Source organism: Pseudomonas sp. sp1636 (assembly GCF_030376615.1).
Taxonomy (GTDB): domain Bacteria; phylum Pseudomonadota; class Gammaproteobacteria; order Pseudomonadales; family Pseudomonadaceae; genus Aquipseudomonas.
Map to the genome: position 1 here is coordinate 205913 of NZ_JARRAB010000001.1, position 18640 is coordinate 224552.

The 18640-nt window shown below is 63.8% G+C and carries 19 protein-coding genes; 11 read left to right on the forward strand and 8 right to left on the reverse strand.

Annotation, left to right across the window (positions count from 1 at the left end):
- Positions 1 to 300 precede the first annotated feature (300 nt).
- Positions 301 to 801, forward strand: coding sequence for an RDD family protein (locus P8H27_RS00970; RefSeq protein WP_289634744.1), 501 nt, complete (start codon positions 301 to 303; stop codon positions 799 to 801).
- Positions 802 to 999: 198 nt separating this feature from the next.
- On the opposite strand, the gene lptG is transcribed toward P8H27_RS00970, so the two are convergent.
- Complete coding sequence (lptG, locus tag P8H27_RS00975; protein ID WP_289634745.1) at positions 1000 to 2061, reverse strand: LPS export ABC transporter permease LptG; 1062 nt, start codon at positions 2059 to 2061, stop codon at positions 1000 to 1002.
- Positions 2054 to 3175, reverse strand: coding sequence for an LPS export ABC transporter permease LptF (lptF, locus tag P8H27_RS00980; RefSeq protein ID WP_289634746.1), 1122 nt, complete (start codon positions 3173 to 3175; stop codon positions 2054 to 2056). The genes lptG and lptF overlap by 8 nt, the downstream gene beginning before the upstream one ends.
- A 141-nt stretch (positions 3176 to 3316) precedes the next feature.
- Here lptF and P8H27_RS00985 point away from each other — a divergent pair, with 141 nt between their 5' ends.
- From P8H27_RS00985 to rlmF, 9 genes are all read left to right on the forward strand, one after another.
- Positions 3317 to 4816, forward strand: a complete 1500-nt coding sequence (locus P8H27_RS00985; protein ID WP_289634747.1) for a leucyl aminopeptidase — start codon at positions 3317 to 3319, stop codon at positions 4814 to 4816.
- 105 nt (positions 4817 to 4921) lie between these two features.
- Entirely contained in the window at positions 4922 to 5341 is a 420-nt protein-coding gene (locus tag P8H27_RS00990) for a DNA polymerase III subunit chi (RefSeq protein WP_289634883.1), read from the forward strand.
- Positions 5342 to 5351: 10 nt separating this feature from the next.
- The gene (locus P8H27_RS00995) at positions 5352 to 5744 is read left to right on the forward strand and encodes a DNA polymerase III subunit chi (protein WP_289634748.1); all 393 of its coding nucleotides are present in this window, start codon (positions 5352 to 5354) and stop codon (positions 5742 to 5744) included.
- A 205-nt stretch (positions 5745 to 5949) separates the two neighbouring features.
- Positions 5950 to 8856, forward strand: a complete 2907-nt coding sequence (locus tag P8H27_RS01000; RefSeq protein ID WP_289634749.1) for a valine--tRNA ligase — start codon at positions 5950 to 5952, stop codon at positions 8854 to 8856.
- Positions 8857 to 8858: 2 nt separating this feature from the next.
- Entirely contained in the window at positions 8859 to 9143 is a 285-nt protein-coding gene (locus tag P8H27_RS01005) for a hypothetical protein (protein ID WP_289634750.1), read from the forward strand.
- Positions 9144 to 9172: 29 nt separating this feature from the next.
- The gene (gene nhaD, locus P8H27_RS01010) at positions 9173 to 10537 is read left to right on the forward strand and encodes a sodium:proton antiporter NhaD (protein WP_289634751.1); all 1365 of its coding nucleotides are present in this window, start codon (positions 9173 to 9175) and stop codon (positions 10535 to 10537) included.
- Between the two features lie 79 nt (positions 10538 to 10616).
- Positions 10617 to 10913, forward strand: coding sequence for a winged helix-turn-helix domain-containing protein (locus tag P8H27_RS01015; RefSeq protein WP_289634752.1), 297 nt, complete (start codon positions 10617 to 10619; stop codon positions 10911 to 10913).
- Positions 10914 to 10928: 15 nt separating this feature from the next.
- Positions 10929 to 11489, forward strand: a complete 561-nt coding sequence (locus tag P8H27_RS01020; RefSeq protein ID WP_289634753.1) for a VTT domain-containing protein — start codon at positions 10929 to 10931, stop codon at positions 11487 to 11489.
- Positions 11490 to 11603: 114 nt separating this feature from the next.
- Positions 11604 to 12620, forward strand: a complete 1017-nt coding sequence (rlmF, locus tag P8H27_RS01025) for a 23S rRNA (adenine(1618)-N(6))-methyltransferase RlmF (RefSeq protein WP_289634754.1) — start codon at positions 11604 to 11606, stop codon at positions 12618 to 12620.
- Positions 12621 to 12876: 256 nt separating this feature from the next.
- On the opposite strand, the gene P8H27_RS01030 is transcribed toward rlmF, so the two are convergent.
- Complete coding sequence (locus P8H27_RS01030) at positions 12877 to 13056, reverse strand: hypothetical protein (protein WP_289634755.1); 180 nt, start codon at positions 13054 to 13056, stop codon at positions 12877 to 12879.
- A 199-nt stretch (positions 13057 to 13255) separates the two neighbouring features.
- Here P8H27_RS01030 and P8H27_RS01035 point away from each other — a divergent pair, with 199 nt between their 5' ends.
- Positions 13256 to 13663, forward strand: a complete 408-nt coding sequence (locus P8H27_RS01035) for a hypothetical protein (RefSeq protein ID WP_289634756.1) — start codon at positions 13256 to 13258, stop codon at positions 13661 to 13663.
- 133 nt (positions 13664 to 13796) lie between these two features.
- Here the strand turns inward: P8H27_RS01035 and P8H27_RS01040 are convergent, their stop codons facing one another.
- The 5 genes from P8H27_RS01040 to P8H27_RS01060 form a co-directional block, all read right to left on the reverse strand.
- Entirely contained in the window at positions 13797 to 14552 is a 756-nt protein-coding gene (locus P8H27_RS01040; protein ID WP_289634757.1) for an ABC transporter permease, read from the reverse strand.
- On the reverse strand, positions 14549 to 15493 hold the full coding sequence (locus tag P8H27_RS01045; protein ID WP_289634758.1) for an ABC transporter ATP-binding protein: 945 nt from the start codon (positions 15491 to 15493) through the stop codon (positions 14549 to 14551). The genes P8H27_RS01040 and P8H27_RS01045 overlap by 4 nt, the downstream gene beginning before the upstream one ends.
- Positions 15490 to 16656 (reverse strand): ABC transporter permease, encoded by a 1167-nt coding sequence (locus tag P8H27_RS01050; RefSeq protein ID WP_289634759.1) that lies wholly within the window; start codon positions 16654 to 16656, stop codon positions 15490 to 15492. The genes P8H27_RS01045 and P8H27_RS01050 overlap by 4 nt, the downstream gene beginning before the upstream one ends.
- 7 nt (positions 16657 to 16663) lie before the next feature.
- Positions 16664 to 17584, reverse strand: coding sequence for an ABC transporter substrate-binding protein (locus P8H27_RS01055; protein ID WP_289634760.1), 921 nt, complete (start codon positions 17582 to 17584; stop codon positions 16664 to 16666).
- Positions 17585 to 18010: 426 nt separating this feature from the next.
- Positions 18011 to 18439 carry a potassium channel family protein gene (locus P8H27_RS01060; protein ID WP_289634761.1) on the reverse strand — a complete coding sequence of 143 codons (429 nt, stop codon included), beginning with the start codon at positions 18437 to 18439 and terminating at the stop codon, positions 18011 to 18013.
- Positions 18440 to 18640: the final 201 nt, after the last annotated feature.

An 18640-nucleotide genomic window follows, 5' to 3' on the forward strand; every position in this document is an offset into this window, starting at 1 on the left:
GGTTCGTAGGAGGCCCGACCTCGGGGCGAGCTTTTGCTGTATCCACGAAACGATGGGCAGGCAGCCCTGCGGGCTGCATTCGCCGCGGGGTCGCGCCTCCTACAAGAGATCGCGCCTGCAACACATCATTGGGACATAGCCTTTTTTATGGCCATGTCAGCGTTACCTGTTGGCCCCGACCACAGCCTGCAAAAGCGCCGCCCCGCATGTAATACGTCGCCGGGACATCGTCTTTTTAGGCTTAGCGATGCCGCATTGTGATTCTCCATTCCGCCAGTCCGACCGAGCAAAGAGCCCACCATGCCCAAACACCTGCTGCGTCCGCAGGGCGACTTCCCCCCTGCCGGGTTAATTCGCCGCCTGGCCGCCGCGTTCTATGACTTTCTGCTGTGTCTGGCGCTGCTGATCGTGGTGACCTTTGCCTACAAGCTGATCCTGATGGGCTTCTACGGCGAAACACGGCTCAAACAGCTCTCCGACTCAGGCGCACTGGATGGCGACCCCTTACTGTCCACCCTGCTGGTGCTCAGCCTGTTTGGCTTCTTTGGCAAATTCTGGACGCACAGCGGCCAGACGCTGGGCATGCAGGTATGGGGCATTCGCATCGAGAACACTGACGGCACGGCCATTAGCCTATGGCAGGCATTGCTGCGTTTCCTGGTCGCCATTGCCTCCTGGCTGTGCCTGGGCCTGGGGTTTTTCTGGGTGCTCTGGGACAAGCAGAAGCGCAGCTGGCATGACATCTACTCCAGCAGTCGCACGGTGCAACTGCCGAAGAACACTCACAAGACCAAGCAGTAGCACACGGCAAACGAAAAAGCCGGCTCAACGCCGGCTTTTGATCGACCACGCAAACTAGCCGGCCGCTGAAAAACGTAGGCGAGGCAGCCGAGACAAGGCAAAAACAGGCGAGGAAGCGGAGTTTACGAGCTGTAAATGAGCATTCCGAGCCTGTTTTTAACGCCGTATCGGCAACGTAGGTAGTTTTTCAACGGCCTGCTAGCCGGCGCGACGCAATAGGCCGACACCGGCCAGGGCGCAAACCGCCGCCGGGATCAGCACGGCAAACAAGGGCGAGAAACCGAACACCAGGCTGGAAGGCCCGAGCAAATCCTGGGCGATGCGGAACACGAAGCCCACCACCACCCCGGTGAAGACCCGCTGGCCCAGGGTTACCGAGCGTAACGGGCCGAAGATGAAGGATATCGCCATCAGTACCAGCGCGGCAGTCACCACCGGCTGCAGCACCTTGCTCCAGAATGCCAGCCAGTACTGGCCATTATTCAAACCCTGCTCGGCCAGGTAGTGGATATAGCGCCACAGCCCGGTTACCGACAACGCCTCAGGCTCCAGCACCACGGTACCGAGCAACTGCGGGTTCAGCTCGACATCCCAGCGCTCATTCGGCGCGTTTACCACCTCGGTGCTGCGCTCGCGGAAATGCGTGGTCGCCACATTCTCCAGCTGCCAGTGATCGCCCTGAAACTGCGCGCGCCGGGCAAAACTGGATGACAGCATGTGGCGCTGCTCATCGAAGCGGTAACGGGTCACACCGAACAGCACGCCGTTGGGCTGTACCGCGTTGATATGCACGAACTCCTCGCCTTGACGATGCCACAAGCCGCGCCTGGAACTCTGCGCCTCGCCACCGCCCTGAGCCATGGCGCGGTCGGCCTGGGCCCGGTTTTCGCTCCAGGGCGCCAGGTATTCGCCGATCAGAATGCCGACCAGCATCAACACCAGCATCGGCTTCATCACCGCCCAGACGATGCGCCCGATCGAAACCCCGGCGGCGCGCATGACGGTCAACTCGCTGTTACTGGCCAGACTGCCCAGCCCGATCAGGCAGCCAATCAAGGCCGCCATCGGCAACATCTCGTACACCCGTCGCGGCAGGGTCAAGAAGACGTACCAGGCGGCTTCCTGCAGGCCGTACCCCCCCTCGACATCGCCCATCTCATCGATAAAGGCGAACAACAAGGCCAGACCGACGATGACCCCCAGTACGGTGAGAATCGCGAAAAACACCTGGGTGCCGATGTAACGATCCAATTTAAGCATGAGCCACCCCCGACCCGGCACGGCGACTCGCCCACTTGAGGCGCAACGGTTCCCAATAGAGCAACGCAAGACCAATCAACAGAAACACTCCATGCACCCACCACAACCCCAACTCCTGAGGAATTCGGCCCTTGTCCAGGGCGCTGCGCGCAGCGATCAACAGAGCCAGGTAAGCCATATACAAGAGAATTGCCGGGAGCAGCTTGAGGAAACGCCCTTGCCGTGGATTGACCCGCGACAGTGGCACCGCCAACAGGGTAACCACGAAGACCAGCAGCGGTAGCGACAGGCGCCACTGCAATTCGGACTGCAAGCGCGGATTGTCACTGCCGATCAGCTCTCGGGTTGGCACGGCCTCACGCTCGCTGATCTCGCCACTAACCGATGGCTTGGGCAACAGCACGCCATAGGTGTCGTACTGAATCGCCCGGTAGTCGGCCTGCCCTGGGTTGCCGTCGTAACGGTAGCCGTTCTGCAGAATCAGATAACGGCTGCCATCGGCCTGAATTTCCTGACGTCCGCGCTCCGCCACCAGCACGGTGATCCCGCGCTCCTTGCCGCCCGCACGGGAAAAGCGTTTCTCGGAGATAAAGATGCCCGCCAACTCGCCGCGGTCTGGCGACAGCTCCTTGGTATAGGTCACCCGCGAACCATCCCGCATGGCCTGGAAACGCCCAGGCACCAGGGTATCGAATTCGGTCAAGGCATCCTGCTCATTGAGAATTTTCGCCACCTGCGCCACCCCCTGCGGCGCCAGACCCATGCTCAGCCAGGCGACCAACAGCGCCACCACCAGCGCCGGCGCCAGGGTGTAAGCCAGCAAACGCCGCTGACTCATGCCAGTGGCCGAGAGTACGGTCATCTCGCTGTCGAGGTAGAGCCGGCCATAGGCCAGCAGGATGCCGAGAAACATCCCCAGCGGCAGGATCAGCTGCAGGAAGCCCGGCAGGCGAAAGCCCATGATCATCAACAACACGCCCGGATCCAGCAATCCTTGGGCCGCCTGCGCCAGGTACTTGATGAAACGGCCACTCATTATGATCACCAGGAGTACGGCACTCATCGCACTCAAGGTCACCAGCACTTCACGAGACAAATAACGGAACACGATCAAACCAGACACTCCAGGGTTGTCAGGCTCAGGCGGCTACGATCACACTAGCCGCACTGTTTGCCGGTTCGCACACAGACGAACCATCGAAAATAGCCGGCATTATCCTGCAATATCGACTCATTGTCTTGGGAACACCACGCCATGGAATTTATTGTCAAAAGCACTCGCCCGGAAACCCTGAAAACCGCCACCCTGGTCATCGCCGTCGGCGAAGGCCACAGGCTCGGCGAGACGGCGAAAGCAATTGATAACGCCAGCGCAGGCGCAATCAGCGCCCTGCTCAAGCGCGGCGACCTGGCCGGCAAACTTGGCCAGACCCTGCTCGCGCACAACCTGCCGGGCCTCAAGGCCGAGCGTGTGCTGCTGGTCGGCAGCGGCAAGGAGGCTGAACTCTCAGACCGCCAACTGCGCAAAATGATCGCTGCAGTGTATGCCGTGCTGAAGACCCTGGGCGGCAGCGATGCCGTGCTGGCGCTGGGCGAAGTCCAGGTCAAAGGCCGCAACGCCTACGGCAAGGCCCGCCTGATGGTGGAAACCCTGGCCGATGGCGGCTACCAGTTCGACCGTTTCAAGAGCGAGAAGGCCGAGGTCAAGGCCTTGAAGAAGCTGATCCTGCTCAGCGACAAGCCCGACCAGGCCGAAGTCGAGCGCGCGACCCAGCATGCCCAGGCGATTGCCGGCGGCATGGCGTTCACCCGCGATCTCGGCAACCTGCCGCCGAATCTGTGCCACCCCAGCTACCTGGCCGAAGAGGCCAAGGCCCTGGGCAAGGCCTACAAGAACCTCAAGGTCGAGATTCACGACGAGAAAAAGCTCAAGGAACTCGGTGCCGGCGCCTTCCTCGCCGTGGCCCAGGGCAGCGAGCAGCCACCGCGGCTGATCGTGCTCAACTACCAGGGCGGCAAGAAAACCGACAAGCCCTTCGTCCTGGTCGGCAAGGGCATCACCTTCGATACCGGCGGCATCAGCCTCAAGCCCGGCCAGGGCATGGACGAGATGAAGTACGACATGTGCGGCGCCGCCAGCGTCTTCGGCACCCTCAAGGCCGTGCTCGAGCTGCAACTGCCGATCAATCTGGTGTGCCTGCTGGCCTGCGCCGAGAACATGCCCAGCGGCGGCGCCACCCGTCCCGGCGACATCGTCACCAGCATGAGCGGGCAGACCGTGGAGATCCTCAATACCGACGCCGAAGGCCGCCTGGTGCTGTGCGACGCCCTGACCTACGCCGAGCGCTTCAAGCCGCAGGCGGTGATCGATATCGCCACCCTGACCGGCGCCTGCATCGTCGCCCTGGGCGGCCATACCTCGGGCCTGATGGGCAACGACGACGAACTGCTGCAGCAGCTTCTCGGCGCCGGCCAGGCCGCCGACGACCGCGCCTGGCAGTTGCCGCTGTTCGACGAATACCAGGAACAGCTGGACAGCCCCTTCGCCGACATCGCCAACATCGGCGGGCCGAAAGCCGGCAGCATCACCGCCGGTTGCTTCCTCTCGCGCTTCGCCAAGAAGTACCACTGGGCGCACCTGGACATCGCCGGCACCGCCTGGATCAGCGGCGGCAAGGAAAAAGGCGCGACCGGCCGGCCGGTGCCGCTGCTGACCCAGTACCTGCTGGATCGCAGCGACAAGGTTGCCAGCTGACACGACATGCGCCAGGGCCTCGGCCCTTGCCATCCTGTAGGAGCGGGCCATGCCCGCGATCGTGACTTCGCGGGCATGGCCCGCTCCTACGTAATCTGGAGACCGATTGTGCGCATCGAGTTTTACGTCCTCTCCTCCGCCGCCCCGGCAGACCGCCTGCGGGCGGCCTGCCAACTGGCGATGAAAGCCTGGCGCCATGGCCTGCCGGTGTTTCTGCGCGGGTGCGACAGCGCGCAATGCACTGAGCTCGACGAACTTCTCTGGCGTTTCAAGGCCGAAGCATTCGTGCCGCACACGTTGCATCAGGATGATCCGCAAGCACCGGTGGTGATTGGCCTGGACGAGGAACCGAGCAGCCAGCAAGGCGTGCTGATCAACCTGAACCCGAGCCTTTCGCCCTTTGTCGAACGTTTCAGCCGGGTGATCGAGATCGTCAACCAAGAGCCCGATCTATTGACCGCCTGCCGGGAGAATTTCCGCAGTTACCGCGAACGCGGTTATGATCCGAAACGAGTCGAACTTTAAGTTCTGCACCATGGACACGCCAAAACTCCCGCAAAAGCCCACCCATCTGCTGGACGACCTCGAGTCGATCCGCCAACTGCTGGGCGACGAACTCCTGGATCCGCCACTGCTGACCGACTCGATCGACCCGGACAGCATTCCCCTGCTCTCGGATATCGTCAGCCCGCTGCCGGCACCGGAGCATCCGCCGATCGCCCCGCCCGCCCAAGCGGCAGGCCTGCACAGCAGCATCCAGCAAACCCTCAATCGCGACAGCGAATTGAAGCGCCTGGACAACGAGTTGCACGCCGCCGCCCAGCTGATTCTGCAGGATGTGATCGACGACTTCGTGCCACAGATCGAAGCCGAGCTGAAGCGCCGCCTGCAAGCCCGCCTGAGTCGCCTGCTGCCGCCGCGCAAGTAGCGAGGGCACCTGTAGCCCGCCTGAATTTATAGAGCAGGCCTTGGCGCAATCCGGGAACGTTTGCACAAGCATCCCCGGATTGCATCCGGGCTACGAACCTGCGCTCGACGCCATCCGGATTGACGGTCTGACGCTTATGGCTTGCGCTCATAAGCGTTATACTTGCCGGCTTTTCCGATCAGCCGTCATAAGGGTCCCGCCGCGCATGGACAAGACCTACCAGCCGCACGCCATTGAAACCGCCCTGTACCAGAACTGGGAGACGAACAACTACTTCGCTCCGCAGGGGTCGGGCCAGCCCTACACCATCATGATCCCGCCGCCGAACGTCACCGGCAGCCTGCACATGGGCCATGGTTTCAATAACTCGATCATGGATGCGCTGATCCGTTTGCGCCGCATGCAGGGCCGCAACACCCTGTGGCAACCAGGCACCGACCATGCGGGCATCGCCACGCAGATGGTGGTCGAGCGCCAACTGGCCGCCGAGGGCATCAGCCGGCATGATCTGGGCCGGGAAAAATTCCTGGAAAAGGTCTGGGAGTGGAAGGAACAGTCCGGCGGCACCATCACCCGGCAGATCCGTCGCCTGGGCAGCTCGGTGGACTGGTCGCGCGAGCGCTTCACCATGGACGACGGCCTGTCGGAGGCGGTCAAGGAAGCCTTTGTGCGCCTGCACCAGGACGGTCTGATCTACCGCGGCAAGCGTCTGGTCAACTGGGACACCAAACTGCACACGGCGATTTCCGATCTGGAAGTGGAAAACCACGACGAGAAAGGCAACCTGTGGAACCTGCGCTACCCGCTGGCGGACGGCAACCAAACGCTTGACGGCAAGAACTACCTGATCGTCGCCACCACCCGCCCGGAAACCATGCTCGGCGACAGCGCCGTCGCGGTAAACCCCAACGACGAACGCTACCAGGCGCTGATCGGCACCTTCGTCGAGCTGCCCCTGGTTGGCCGGCGCATTCCGATCATCGCCGACGACTATTGCGACCCGGAGTTCGGCACCGGCTGCGTGAAAATCACCCCGGCCCATGATTTCAACGACTACGAAGTCGGCAAGCGCCACAACCTGCCGCTGCTCAACATCTTCGACAAAGACGCCGCCGTGCTGGCCACGGCTCAGGTGTTCAACGTCGATGGCAGCGTCAACAGTGTGATCGACGCCCGCCTGCCCGCCGAGTACGCCGGCCTGGATCGCTTCGAGGCGCGCAAGCAGATAGTCGCCGCCTTCGAGGCCGCCGGCCTGCTGGAAGGCATCGACGCGCATGCGCTGAAAGTGCCGAAAGGCGACCGCTCCGGCACCGTCATCGAGCCCTGGCTGACCGACCAATGGTACGTCTCCACCAAGCCGCTGGCCGAACCGGCCATTGCCGCGGTGGAAGACGGCCGCATCCAGTTCGTGCCCAAGCAGTACGAGAACATGTACTTCAGCTGGATGCGCGACATCCAGGACTGGTGCATCAGCCGCCAGCTGTGGTGGGGCCATCGCATCCCGGCCTGGTACGACGAAGCCGGCAACGTCTACGTCGGCCGCGACGAGGCTGAAGTACGCGCCAAGCACAAGCTCGGCGCCGAAGTTGCGCTGCGCCAGGACGAAGACGTCCTCGACACCTGGTTCAGCTCCGGCCTGTGGACCTTCTCCACCCTCGGCTGGCCGCAGCAAACCGAATACCTCAAGACCTTCCACCCCACCGACGTATTGGTCACCGGCTTCGACATCATCTTCTTCTGGGTCGCGCGGATGATCATGCTGACCATGCACCTGATGAAGAACCAGGACGGCACGCCGCAAGTGCCGTTCAAGACCGTGTACGTGCACGGCCTGGTGCGCGATGGCCAGGGCCAGAAGATGTCCAAGTCCAAGGGCAACGTGCTCGACCCGCTGGACATCATCGACGGCATCGACCTGGAAGCCCTGGTGGCCAAACGCACCAGCGGCATGATGCAGCCCAAGCTGGCCGAGAAAATCGCCAAGCAGACCCGCGCCGAATTCCCCGAGGGCATCGCCGCCTACGGCACCGACGCCCTGCGCTTCACCAACCTGGCGCTGGCCTCCACCGGTCGCGACATCAAGTTCGACATGGGCCGGGTCGAGGGTTACCGCAACTTCTGCAACAAGATCTGGAACGCGGCGAACTTCGTCCTCGAAAACACCGATGGCCAGGACACCGGTATCAATGACGAAGCGGTCGAGCTGTCCTCGGTGGATCGCTGGATCATCTCGGCCCTGCAGCGCACCGAAGCCGAGGTCACTCGCCAGCTCGATGCCTTCCGCTTCGATTTGGCGGCGCAAGCCTTGTACGAATTCATCTGGAACGAGTACTGCGCCTGGTACCTGGAGTTGGTCAAGCCGGTGCTGTGGGACGCTGTACAGGGAAGTACGAGTGTCGCCGAAGGCAGGACGCCGGAGGCGACCGAGAACGCCTATAAACTGGCCCGCCAGCGCGGCACCCGCCGCACCCTGGTGCGCGTGCTCGAAGTGGCGCTGCGCCTGGCCCACCCGTTCATGCCCTTTATCACCGAAGAAATCTGGCAGCGGATCAAGACCCAGGCCGGCGTCGATGGCGAGACCATCATGTTGCAGGCCTGGCCGGTGGCCAACGAGAGCCGCATCGACGCTGCCGCCGAAGGCGACATCGAGTGGGTCAAGCAGCTGATGCTGGGACTGCGGCAGATCCGCGGCGAGATGAAAATCTCCATGGCCAAGCGCATCGACATCATCCTGCAGAATGCCAGCGACGAAGATCAACGCCGCCTGGCCGATAACCTGCCGCTGCTGAACAAGCTGGCCAAGCTGGAATCGGTTCGGGTACTGGCCGCCGGCGAACAGGCGCCGATGTCCGCCACCGCCCTGGTTGGCGACATGCAAGTGCTGGTGCCGATGGCCGGGCTGATCGACAAGGACGCCGAACTGGCGCGCCTGGACAAGGAAATCCAGCGCCTGGAAGGTGAAGTCCAGCGGGTCGGCGGCAAGCTGGCCAACCAGGGCTTCGTCGCCAAGGCGCCTGCCGAGGTGCTGGACAAGGAGCGGGCCAAACTGGCCGAGGCCGAACAGGCCCTCGGCAAACTCGCCGAGCAGCGCGAGCGCATCGCCGATTTATAGCCGTGAACAGAGCCCGCCGTCGCAAGATCGCGGGCTTTTTTCTGAGCGGAAAAATGCCCTATCGGCGCACTCAAGCAGTGGCCGCAAGACGCCCCCGGCAGCGGTCAATGCCGACCTGGATCGGCACGACTCAACTGAACGACATAAGGTTTCTATTCTTGTCCAGCATCAACGCAGTGCAACCTGGAATCGCCTATAAACGCCGCCAATTGGCGCGACGCTTTCCGCTCGAAGCATTCTTGATGCAGGCTGCCGCTCAGCATTTTTCTTACGATTTCAAACCTTAACCTTAACCTTCTGACTGGAAACTCAGCCTATGTTTGCATACGTACTAATGGCATTGATATTCGTGCTCGGATATCTATGCATCGCCCTCGAACACCCACTGAAAATCGACAAGGCCGCCTCGGCCATCCTCACCGCCGTGGTCTGCTGGACGGTACTGGTGCTGGGCGCCGACAGCATCCTGCCGCTATTGGCAGGAGAAGGCGCGTCCCATGAAGTCACGACCGAACTGCGCCACCACCTCGGTGAAGTCTCGGAGATCCTGTTCTTCCTGATGGGCGCCATGACCATCGTCGAACTGATCGACGCCCACGAAGGCTTCAAGGTCATCACCGACCGCATCCGCACCAACAAGCGCGTGCACCTGCTGTGGATGGTCGGTTTCATCACCTTCTTCCTCTCCGCCGCGCTGGACAACCTGACCACCACCATCGTCATGGTTTCCCTGCTGCGCAAGCTGATCAAGGAACAGCACGAGCGCTGGTTCTTCGTCGGCATCGTGGTGGTAGCCGCCAACGCCGGCGGCGCCTGGTCGCCGATCGGCGACGTGACCACCACCATGCTGTGGATCGGCAATCAGATCACCGCCAGCGGCATCGTCGCCCAACTGTTCATCCCCAGCCTGGTCTGCCTGCTGGTACCGCTGTTCATCCTCAGCCTGACCATGAAGGGCGAGTTCGAGCGTCCGGTGGTAAAACCAACCAAGGAAGAGCGTCGCGACCCGACCACCGCGTTCGAACGCAACCTGGTGTTCATCCTCGGCATCGGCGCCCTGCTGTTCGTGCCGGTGTTCAAGACCGTCACCCACCTGCCGCCGTACATGGGCATCCTGTTCGGCCTCGGCATCCTCTGGGTGGTCACCGAAGTGCTGCACCGCGGCAAGAACGAAGAAGACAAGCACCCGCTGTCGGTGGTCGGCGTACTGCGCAAGATCGACACCACCAGCGTGCTGTTCTTCCTCGGCATCCTCCTCGCCGTCTCCAGCCTGGCCACCGCCGGCCACCTGACCCAGGTCGCCACCGCCCTGAAAGAGAGCCTGGGCAACGTCTACACCATCAACATCGCCATCGGCCTGCTGTCCTCGGTGGTCGACAACGTGCCGCTGGTAGCCGGTGCCATGAAAATGTACCCGCTGACCAACCCCGACATGCTGGCGGCGGCCGGCGGCGATGGCTGGCTGGGTAACTTCGTGGTCAATGGCACCTTCTGGGAAATGCTGGCCTATTGCGCCGGCACCGGCGGCAGCTGCCTGATCATCGGCTCGGCGGCCGGCGTGGCGGCCATGGGTATGGAGAAGATCAACTTCATCTGGTACCTGAAGAAGATCAGCTGGCTGGCCCTGCTCGGCTACCTGGCCGGTGCGGCGACCTATATCGGTATCGCCACCCTGGCCTGACGGTTCAGCAGCGTTCGCTTATAACAGGCTGTGCTCGCGTAGCGGCGCAGCCTGTCCTTGCCGCAGGAGTTCCCTGGCGATGGATGTCAGCAAGACCAAAACCAGCTTCTATCGCCGCCTCTACGTGGCCTGGCTGATCGACAGTGGCAGCGCCTGCAGCGTGCCGGCACTGATGGACGCCACCGGCATGCCGCGGCGCACCGCCCAGGACACCCTGGCCGCCCTGGCGGATCTGGATATCGACTGCGCGTTCGTGCAGGAGGCGGGCGAACGCAACAACGCCGGGCACTATGAAATCCGCGACTGGGGCGCACTCGATCCGCAATGGATAGCCGCGCACCTGCCACAGATCAAGGCCATACTCGGTTACCCCTGACCGTTTAGGCCCGTTATGCGCAGCTCGCATCGACTCTTGTTGGTGATCCTCTTTCTCCTGGGTCTGTTCGTGCTGTTCGAAGTTCTCGGCATTCGCGCCCAGTTCAGCCTGGAATCCCTGCAAACGCTGATCCTGATGCACCCGGTGAGCGGCCTGCTGCTGTTCATCCTGCTATTTGCCTTGGGCAACCTGATCCAGATTCCCGGCTGGATCTTTCTCGCGGCTGCGGTGCTGGCCCTCGGCCGCGTCTACGGCGGCATCGTCACCTACCTGGCTGCCTGCTTCTCCTGCGGGTTCACCTTCATCTGCATCCGCACCCTGGGCGGCAACGCCCTGCGCGAACTGGACAGCCGCCTGGCGCAACGCCTGCTGGCCGGCCTCGACCGCCATCCGCTGGCCAGCATCATTGCCCTGCGCACGCTGTTCCAAACCGTGCCGGCACTGAACTACAGCCTCGCCCTGTCCGGCGTGCGCCTTCGCCATTACCTGCTCGGCACCCTGCTTGGCCTACCGCTGCCGATCGCGCTGTATTGCCTGTTTTTCGACTACCTGGCGATGTGGCTGAATATCGCTTAGCCGGCGGCTGGCTCTGCGCATAGCCGAAAGCAAACCATCGAGCCTACTCTTTTCCAGCACCGCCGCCGCAGCTATGGGAAAATGCCGCGCTCCGCCTCTGCCGATACCGCCAGCATGTCCCTGCCACCCAAACGCCCCAGCCGTAAACCCTCCGCGCCGCGCTCTCCTTTGCCGGCCAGGCCCGATGCGGCCAAGGGCCAGTTGCACCCGCGCAACCGCCACCAGGGTCGCTACGACTTTCCCGCGCTGATCAAGGCCAGTCCGGAGCTGGCGGCGTTCGTGATCATCAATCCCTACGGCAAGCAGAGCATCGACTTCGCCAACCCGGCGGCGGTCAAGGTGTTCAACCGGGCGCTGCTCAAGCAGTTCTACGGCATCAGCCAGTGGGATATTCCGGCGGACTACCTGTGCCCGCCGATTCCGGGGCGCGCCGACTATCTGCACTACCTGGCCGATCTGCTGGCCAGCGGCAATGCTGGCGAAATACCGCGCGGCGCCCAGGTGCGCGCACTGGATATCGGCGTCGGCGCCAACTGCATCTACCCGCTGCTGGGCAATCGCGAATACGCCTGGCAATTCCTCGGCTCGGATATCGCCGCCAGCGCCATCGCTTCGGCCAAGGCCATAGTGCAGGCGAACCCCGGTTTGGCCGGCGCCATCGAACTGCGCCTACAGACCGATAGCGCGCATATCTTCCAGGGCCTGCTGCAGGCCGACGAGCGCTTCGACCTGAGCCTGTGCAACCCGCCGTTCCACGCCTCGGCCGCCGAAGCCAGCAGCGGCAGCCAGCGCAAATGGCGCAACCTGGGCAAGCTCGACCCCAAGCGCAAGTTGCCGCTGCTGAATTTCGGCGGCCAGGCCGCGGAGTTGTGGTGCCAGGGCGGCGAGGCGGCCTTCGTCGCCCGGTTGATCAAGGAAAGCGCAGAGCATGCCCAGCAGGTGCTCTGGTTCACCAGCCTGATTTCCAAGGCGAGCAACCTGCCCGGCGTCTATAGCGCCCTGAAACAAGCAGGCGCCCGCGAAGTGCGTACCGTGGAAATGGCCCAGGGGCAGAAGCAAAGCCGCTTCGTCGCCTGGACCTTTCTCAGCGCCGAACAGCAGCAGAGCTGGCGGCAAGAACGCTGGTCGTAGGGGCGACATGCGAAGCCTTGTCCACAGTCTCGGCGTACAGGCCGCGGCGTGGCGTCTACGCCCTACAGCAGCAGCCCGGATGCAATCCGGGAAAACCTGGCGCCTACAGAACCGCTCCCCGGATTGCATCCGGGCTACGAAGCTGCGCATGCCCCGAGGCATGCGGATGGTGCTCCGTGAGCAGCCAACCGCTGCTCACGTACCATCTGCCTCTTTCGACTTTCATATGCGGGAGATATCCCATGCCGTTCAGCGACTACCGCCCACCCGTGCCCAACTCCTGGCGCTGGGCGATCCGCTCGCTGACCAGGACGGGATTTCTTACCGGCAACTCGGCCTGAGCGAAACCGATGTGCCGGAACTCTGCCGCCTGGCCCAGGCCGTCACCCTCTATGACGGCGAAGCCGACGACCTCGAAGCCTATGCTTGCGTGCATGCCTGGCGCGCCCTCGGCGAGCTGCGGGCAGAGGCCGCCATCGACACCCTGATCGGCGAGTTCCGCCACGCCGAAATGGACGACTGGGTGGCGGAAGAACTACCGGCGGCCCTCGGGCGGATCGGACCGACCGCGATTGCCCCCCTCACGGCCTATCTCGGAGACGACGACAACGATACCTGGGCACGTGTCACGTGCCATGGCGTCCCTGACCGCGATCGCCCAGGCCTTTCCCGAAAGCCGCGAGCGCTGCGTCGCCATTCTCAGCGAGCAACTGGCCCGTTTTGCCGGACGGGATGATTGCCTCAATGCCCTGCTGATCAACGACCTGTGCACCCTCGCGGCGGTCGAGGCCGCACCCTTGATGGAACAGGCCTTCGCCGCCGAAGCGGTCGAGCTGCCCATAGTGGGCGACTGGGAGGATGTGCAGATCGAACTGGGTCTGCTGCAGCGGCGCCTGACCCCCAGACCCAATTACTTAGGCTACAGCCTGCCCGAGCCCGGAGAGTCGGCGCCCACGCTGCGTAAACCCGCCGCCGGCAAGACGAAGAAGATCCAGCGCAAGCAGCAGGCGAAATCCTGCCGGCGCAACCGCAAGAAGAAATAGCCGCCGCGCAGCGATTGGCCAAGCGCACCGGCAGGCGGAGGATCGGTGCAACCCGCCGGGTCCTGCTGACCTGGCGGGTCGCACCCGCCCCACGGGGCTTCCCGGAGATGGCAACCGGCGACGAAAACACCCTTCACTTTGCCTCGCTGCTTCCCGGCGCTCGCCGTTGCAGTTGCTCGAACAGGCTGTCCACCGCCACGGCCAGCAGGCCGATCAGGATCGCGCCCTGCAGGATAAAGGCCGTATTGCCGGTGACCAGCCCCGAGATCACCGGGTCGCCCAGGGTACTGGCGCCGATAGTGGAGCCGATAGCCGCGGTGGCGATATTGATGGTCACCGAGGTGCGGATACCGGCCAGGATAACGTTCAAGGCCAGCGGCAACTCCACCTGCGCGAGCACCTGCAGCGGCGCCATGCCCATGCCGCGCGCCGCCTCCAGCACCGCCGGGTCGATACCGCGCAGGCCCGCCAGGCTGTTGCGCAGGATCGGCAGCAGGCCATAGAGGATCAGGGCGAACAGGGTCGGCCCGCTGCCGAAGCCGAGCGCGGGCACCGCCAGGGCCAGCACCGCCACCGGCGGTATGGTCTGGCCGATCGAGGCGACCTGGCTGACCAGCGGCAGAAAATCCGCGCCCCAGCGCCGGGTCACCATGATCGCCGCGCCCACCCCGAGCAGGCTGGAAACGCCGGCCGCCAGCATGACCAACAGCAGATGGCTGCCGAGCAGGTCGATGAAGGCGGCGCGGCCGTAGATCACCGTGCGGCTGTCCGGTTCGAGCAGACGAAACAGCCCGTCCAGTTCCGCCAACCCGAGCGCCGCCGCCAACAACAGGGTCAGCCACAGCAGCGGTTGCCAGGCGCCGCCACGCAGCAACGCGAACGCGCTCACCGGGGTCGACTCAGCAGCGTATCCAGCTGCAGCACACCGATCTGCCGGCCTTGCTCATCGACCACCGGCAGGCTGCCGCAGCGATGCCAGAGCATCAGCGACAGCGCCTGGCGCAGATTGTCCGTGGCCTTGAGCCGGGGCCCGGCGACCGGTTCGGCGGTCGTGACCAGCGCTTGCATCAGCGCCTCCACGCGCAACAGCCCGGCCTGCTTGAGGCCGCGTTCCTGGCCGCCGAGCAGGTTCTCGACGAAGGCATTGGCCGGTTTGGCCAGCAGCGCCTGCGGACTGTCCTGCTGGACGATCCGCCCCCGGTCCATCACCACGATGCGGTTGGCCAGCTTCAGCGCTTCGTCCATGTCATGGGTAACGAAGACGATGGTTTTGCGCACCTGCTGCTGGATGCGCAACAGCTCGTTCTGCAGGCTCTCGCGAGTGATGGGGTCGAGCGCACCGAAGGGTTCGTCCATCAACAGGATGTCCGGGTCGCCAGCCAGCGCGCGAGCCACCCCGACCCGCTGGGCCTGGCCGCCCGACAGCTGATGGGGGTATTTGCCGGCAAACTCGGCCGGTGCCAGTTCGAGCAATTGCAGCAGTTCCTCGACCCGCTGCCGGCTGCGCGCGGCCGACCAGCCGAGCAGGCGCGGCACCACGGCGATATTGCGCGCCACCGTCCAGTGCGGGAACAGGCCGATGCTCTGGATCGCATAGCCGATGCCCCGGCGCAGCTGTTGCGGATCGATCCGCTCGATGTCCTGGCCAGCGATACGAATACTGCCCGCCGAGTGCGGGAGCAGGCGATTGATCATGCGCAGGGTGGTCGACTTGCCGCAGCCCGAGGTTCCCACCAGCACGCACAGCTCGCCGGTTGCCACGCTCAGGGAAATGTCATCCACCGCCCGGGTCTGGGCGAACAGCTTGCTGACATTGCGCAGCTCGATCATCGCCTCGCTCCAGGGTCGAAACGCTCGGCCAGCAGGCCGAACAGACTGTCCGCCAGCAGCGCCAGGGCGATGATGGGCAAGGCGCCGAGGATGATCAGATCCATCGCCGACTGGCCCAAACCCTGGAAGATAAAGGTGCCAAAGCCGCCCGCACCGATCAGCGCGGCGACCGCCGTCAGGCCGATTGCCTGGATGCTGGTGACCCGCACGCCCTCGATGATCAACGGCATGGCCAACGGCAAACGCACCTGCAGGAACACCTGGGCGGGACTCATGCCCATGCCGCGCGCGGAGTCGATCACGCTGGGCTCGACCGCCTGCAGGGCGACGCAGGTGTTGCGCACGATCGGCAGCAGACTGTAGGCGATCAGGGCAAGCAGGGCCGGCGCCCAACCGATACCGCGGATGTTCAGCTGCTGCAGCCAGGCAAACTGGCTCGAAAGATAACTCAGCGGCGCGATCAGCAAACCGAACAGCGCCAGACTGGGAATGGTCTGGATAAAGCTCAGCAGGCCGATGCTGCCCTTGTGCGCAGCCGGATAACGGTTGAGCAACAGCGCGATGGCACAGCCGAACAGCAGGCTGCAACCCACCGCCCCGCCCACCAGCGCCAGATGGCTATACAGGGCGGCAGCGAACTGGCTGCGGCGCGACTGGTACTCGCGCAGCAGCGCCAACGGCTCCAGCCACCCCAACCGGGCGAGCGACCACAGCAGCAGGGCCAGGGCGACGACCATCCCGAGCAGCCAGACCCGCGCGAGACGAATGCGCTGCTGCACCTCGATCAACAGCAAGCCGAGCAGAAACAGCAGGCCCCAGCCAGCCGCGCCTATGCCGACCCGCGCGTAGGGCATGTCCGCGCCGATATGCCGCGCGACACACCAGGCCAGGCTCAGGGGCAATTGCAGCAACAGGACAAACAGCACCGCCAGGGTCAACCAGTAGCGCAGGGGCGAGGGCCGCAGCGCCAGCCAGGGGCAAACCAGCAACAGCCCCGTGACCAGCAGCGCCCAGGCCGGCCCCACGGCCGTCAGCAGCCCCAGGCCATGGCCCGGGGCGATACGGTTGGGCTGGATGCTGACGAAATCCAGGCTCCACAGCAGCACCAGCGCCAGCAACGCCAGCACCGGGATAACCGTATTGGCCCGTCGTGGCAGCGTCATGCGCGCATCATTGCGCCAGGCTGTCGAGGAACGCCGCCGCCACTTGCGCCGGTTCCGCGCCCTGCACCGCCACCTCGCCATTGAGCCGTTGCAAGGTCGGCAGATCCAGGGCGACGAAGATCGGCTGGAGAATCCCGGCGATCTGCGGGTAGGCCTCGAGCACATCCGCGCGCACCACAGGCGCAGGCTGATAGACCGGTTGCACGCCCCGGGTGTCTTCCAGCACCTGCAGATCCAGGGCGCTCAAGCCGCCATCGGTGCCGTAGGTCATGGCCGCATTGACCCCATTGGTCTGCAGCGACGCGGCGCGGATGGTCGCCGCGGTATTGCCGCCGGCCAGGATCAGCAACTGCTCGGACGTCAGGGTGAAGCCGTAGGCCTGCTGGAAGGCCGGCAATGCCGCTGGCGATTCGACGAACTCGGCGCTGGCGGCGAACTTGAAGGCGCCACCGGCGGCCAGGTAACGGGCCAGATCGTCCAGCGTCTTCAGACCATGGGCGCGCGCCAGATCGCCGCGCACGCTCATCGCCCAGGTGTTATTGGCCTTGGCCGGTTGCAGCCAGACCAGTCGGTTGGCGGCAAGATCCAGCGCCTTGACCTTGGCGTAGCCCTGCTCGGCGTCTTTCCACAGGCGGCTGTCGACGCCGTCGAAAAAGAACGCGCCATTGCCGGTGTACTCCGGGTAGATGCCGACTTCACCGGCGATCAGGGCACTGCGCACTATATGGGTGGCGCCGAGCTGGGTGCGATCCGTCACCGGCACCCCGCCACGCTGCAGCGCCTGATAGATCAACTGCCCCAGCACCGCACCCTCGGTGTCGATCTTGGAGGCAACCACCACCGTTTGCTGTGCCTGGGCGGCCGCGAGCAGCCCCCACAGTGCCAGCACCGAGAGAAGCCGTCCGAGTTGCTTGGCCAATAAAGACATGATTGATCCACCCTGTTGGTTGACGGCGCGGAACCCTGGGCACGGCAATCCCGCCGATCCGTGCCTAACAGGCCGTTGAAAACCACCTGCCTTGCCAATACTGCGGTAACCATGGCCGCAAAATGCGTATTTGCAACCCGTAAACTCTGTTTTTGACTCGCTTCGCTCGCCCCGCGGATCAGCCTGCGGCCGTTACTCCGCTACGTTGCGTTTCGGCCATTTGCCTGGTCGTGGCGGCCTCGCCTAGATATTGCAACGGCCGCCTACGATTCCCGAGGTTGCTGCTTATGACCATAGGCAGGCCGCATGCCCACGGCAAATCGCCGGCCCATGGGCGTCGCAGCACCCGCCAATTTGCCTCCCCCGAGCGCGGACGCGGGAGGAGGCGTAAGGGCGGGCTTGCTCATGGGCAGCGCCCATCACAACCTAGCGGGTGTTCCAGAACCGTTGCATCTCCACAAATAGAAAAGACGCGGTCCAGGTAATCAGCACCAGCCCGGTGAGCGATTCGATGCCGGTCAAATAACGCAGGTCGCCGTGCGGTTGGATATCGCCGAAACCCAGGGTGGTAAAGGTGGTGAAGGAAAAATACCCGCAGTCCAGCAAACTGCCGTTGAAGTTTCCTTCCAGGTAGCCCCAGCGACCACCGGCGCGGTGCATCAGAAAGTAGGCGTAGGCAAAAACCCACACCTCCACGGCATGGGCAATCAGCGCACCGCCGACGCCCAGCACGATGCGAAAACGATGGCGCACCTTGAGTCGTGGCAACAGCAGCGTCAGCCGAAACAGAAACTCGTAGTGGATGATGACGGCGATGATCACGACCAGGCTGTTAACTACAAATACGGCAATCACGGGCAATCCTGCTGTGAATGGTTTATTCGACCCAGGCTCTGCTTCGATGCCCCAAGATCGAGCTTGATCTCGCCAAGGAGTATGCCCTCGGCTTCAGCGACACACCACGCCGGTCGACGTCATGAGCACGCCCGCGCGTTCCACGGCGCACCCGGCTACCCGGGGTCATGCACCATGCCGACGCGCCACCGTCGGCGACGG

Coding starts and splice junctions, on each gene's coding strand:
- P8H27_RS00970 (WP_289634744.1), top strand. CDS start 301: ATGCCCAAACACCTGCTGCGTCCGCAGGGCGACTTCCCCCCTGCCGGG.
- lptG (WP_289634745.1), bottom strand. CDS start 2,061: ATGCTTAAATTGGATCGTTACATCGGCACCCAGGTGTTTTTCGCGATT.
- P8H27_RS00985 (WP_289634747.1), top strand. CDS start 3,317: ATGGAATTTATTGTCAAAAGCACTCGCCCGGAAACCCTGAAAACCGCC.
- P8H27_RS00995 (WP_289634748.1), top strand. CDS start 5,352: ATGGACACGCCAAAACTCCCGCAAAAGCCCACCCATCTGCTGGACGAC.
- P8H27_RS01000 (WP_289634749.1), top strand. CDS start 5,950: ATGGACAAGACCTACCAGCCGCACGCCATTGAAACCGCCCTGTACCAG.
- nhaD (WP_289634751.1), top strand. CDS start 9,173: ATGTTTGCATACGTACTAATGGCATTGATATTCGTGCTCGGATATCTA.
- P8H27_RS01015 (WP_289634752.1), top strand. CDS start 10,617: ATGGATGTCAGCAAGACCAAAACCAGCTTCTATCGCCGCCTCTACGTG.
- P8H27_RS01020 (WP_289634753.1), top strand. CDS start 10,929: ATGCGCAGCTCGCATCGACTCTTGTTGGTGATCCTCTTTCTCCTGGGT.
- rlmF (WP_289634754.1), top strand. CDS start 11,604: ATGTCCCTGCCACCCAAACGCCCCAGCCGTAAACCCTCCGCGCCGCGC.
- P8H27_RS01030 (WP_289634755.1), bottom strand. CDS start 13,056: ATGCACGCAAGCATAGGCTTCGAGGTCGTCGGCTTCGCCGTCATAGAG.
- P8H27_RS01035 (WP_289634756.1), top strand. CDS start 13,256: ATGGCGTCCCTGACCGCGATCGCCCAGGCCTTTCCCGAAAGCCGCGAG.
- P8H27_RS01045 (WP_289634758.1), bottom strand. CDS start 15,493: ATGATCGAGCTGCGCAATGTCAGCAAGCTGTTCGCCCAGACCCGGGCG.
- P8H27_RS01050 (WP_289634759.1), bottom strand. CDS start 16,656: ATGACGCTGCCACGACGGGCCAATACGGTTATCCCGGTGCTGGCGTTG.
- P8H27_RS01055 (WP_289634760.1), bottom strand. CDS start 17,584: ATGTCTTTATTGGCCAAGCAACTCGGACGGCTTCTCTCGGTGCTGGCA.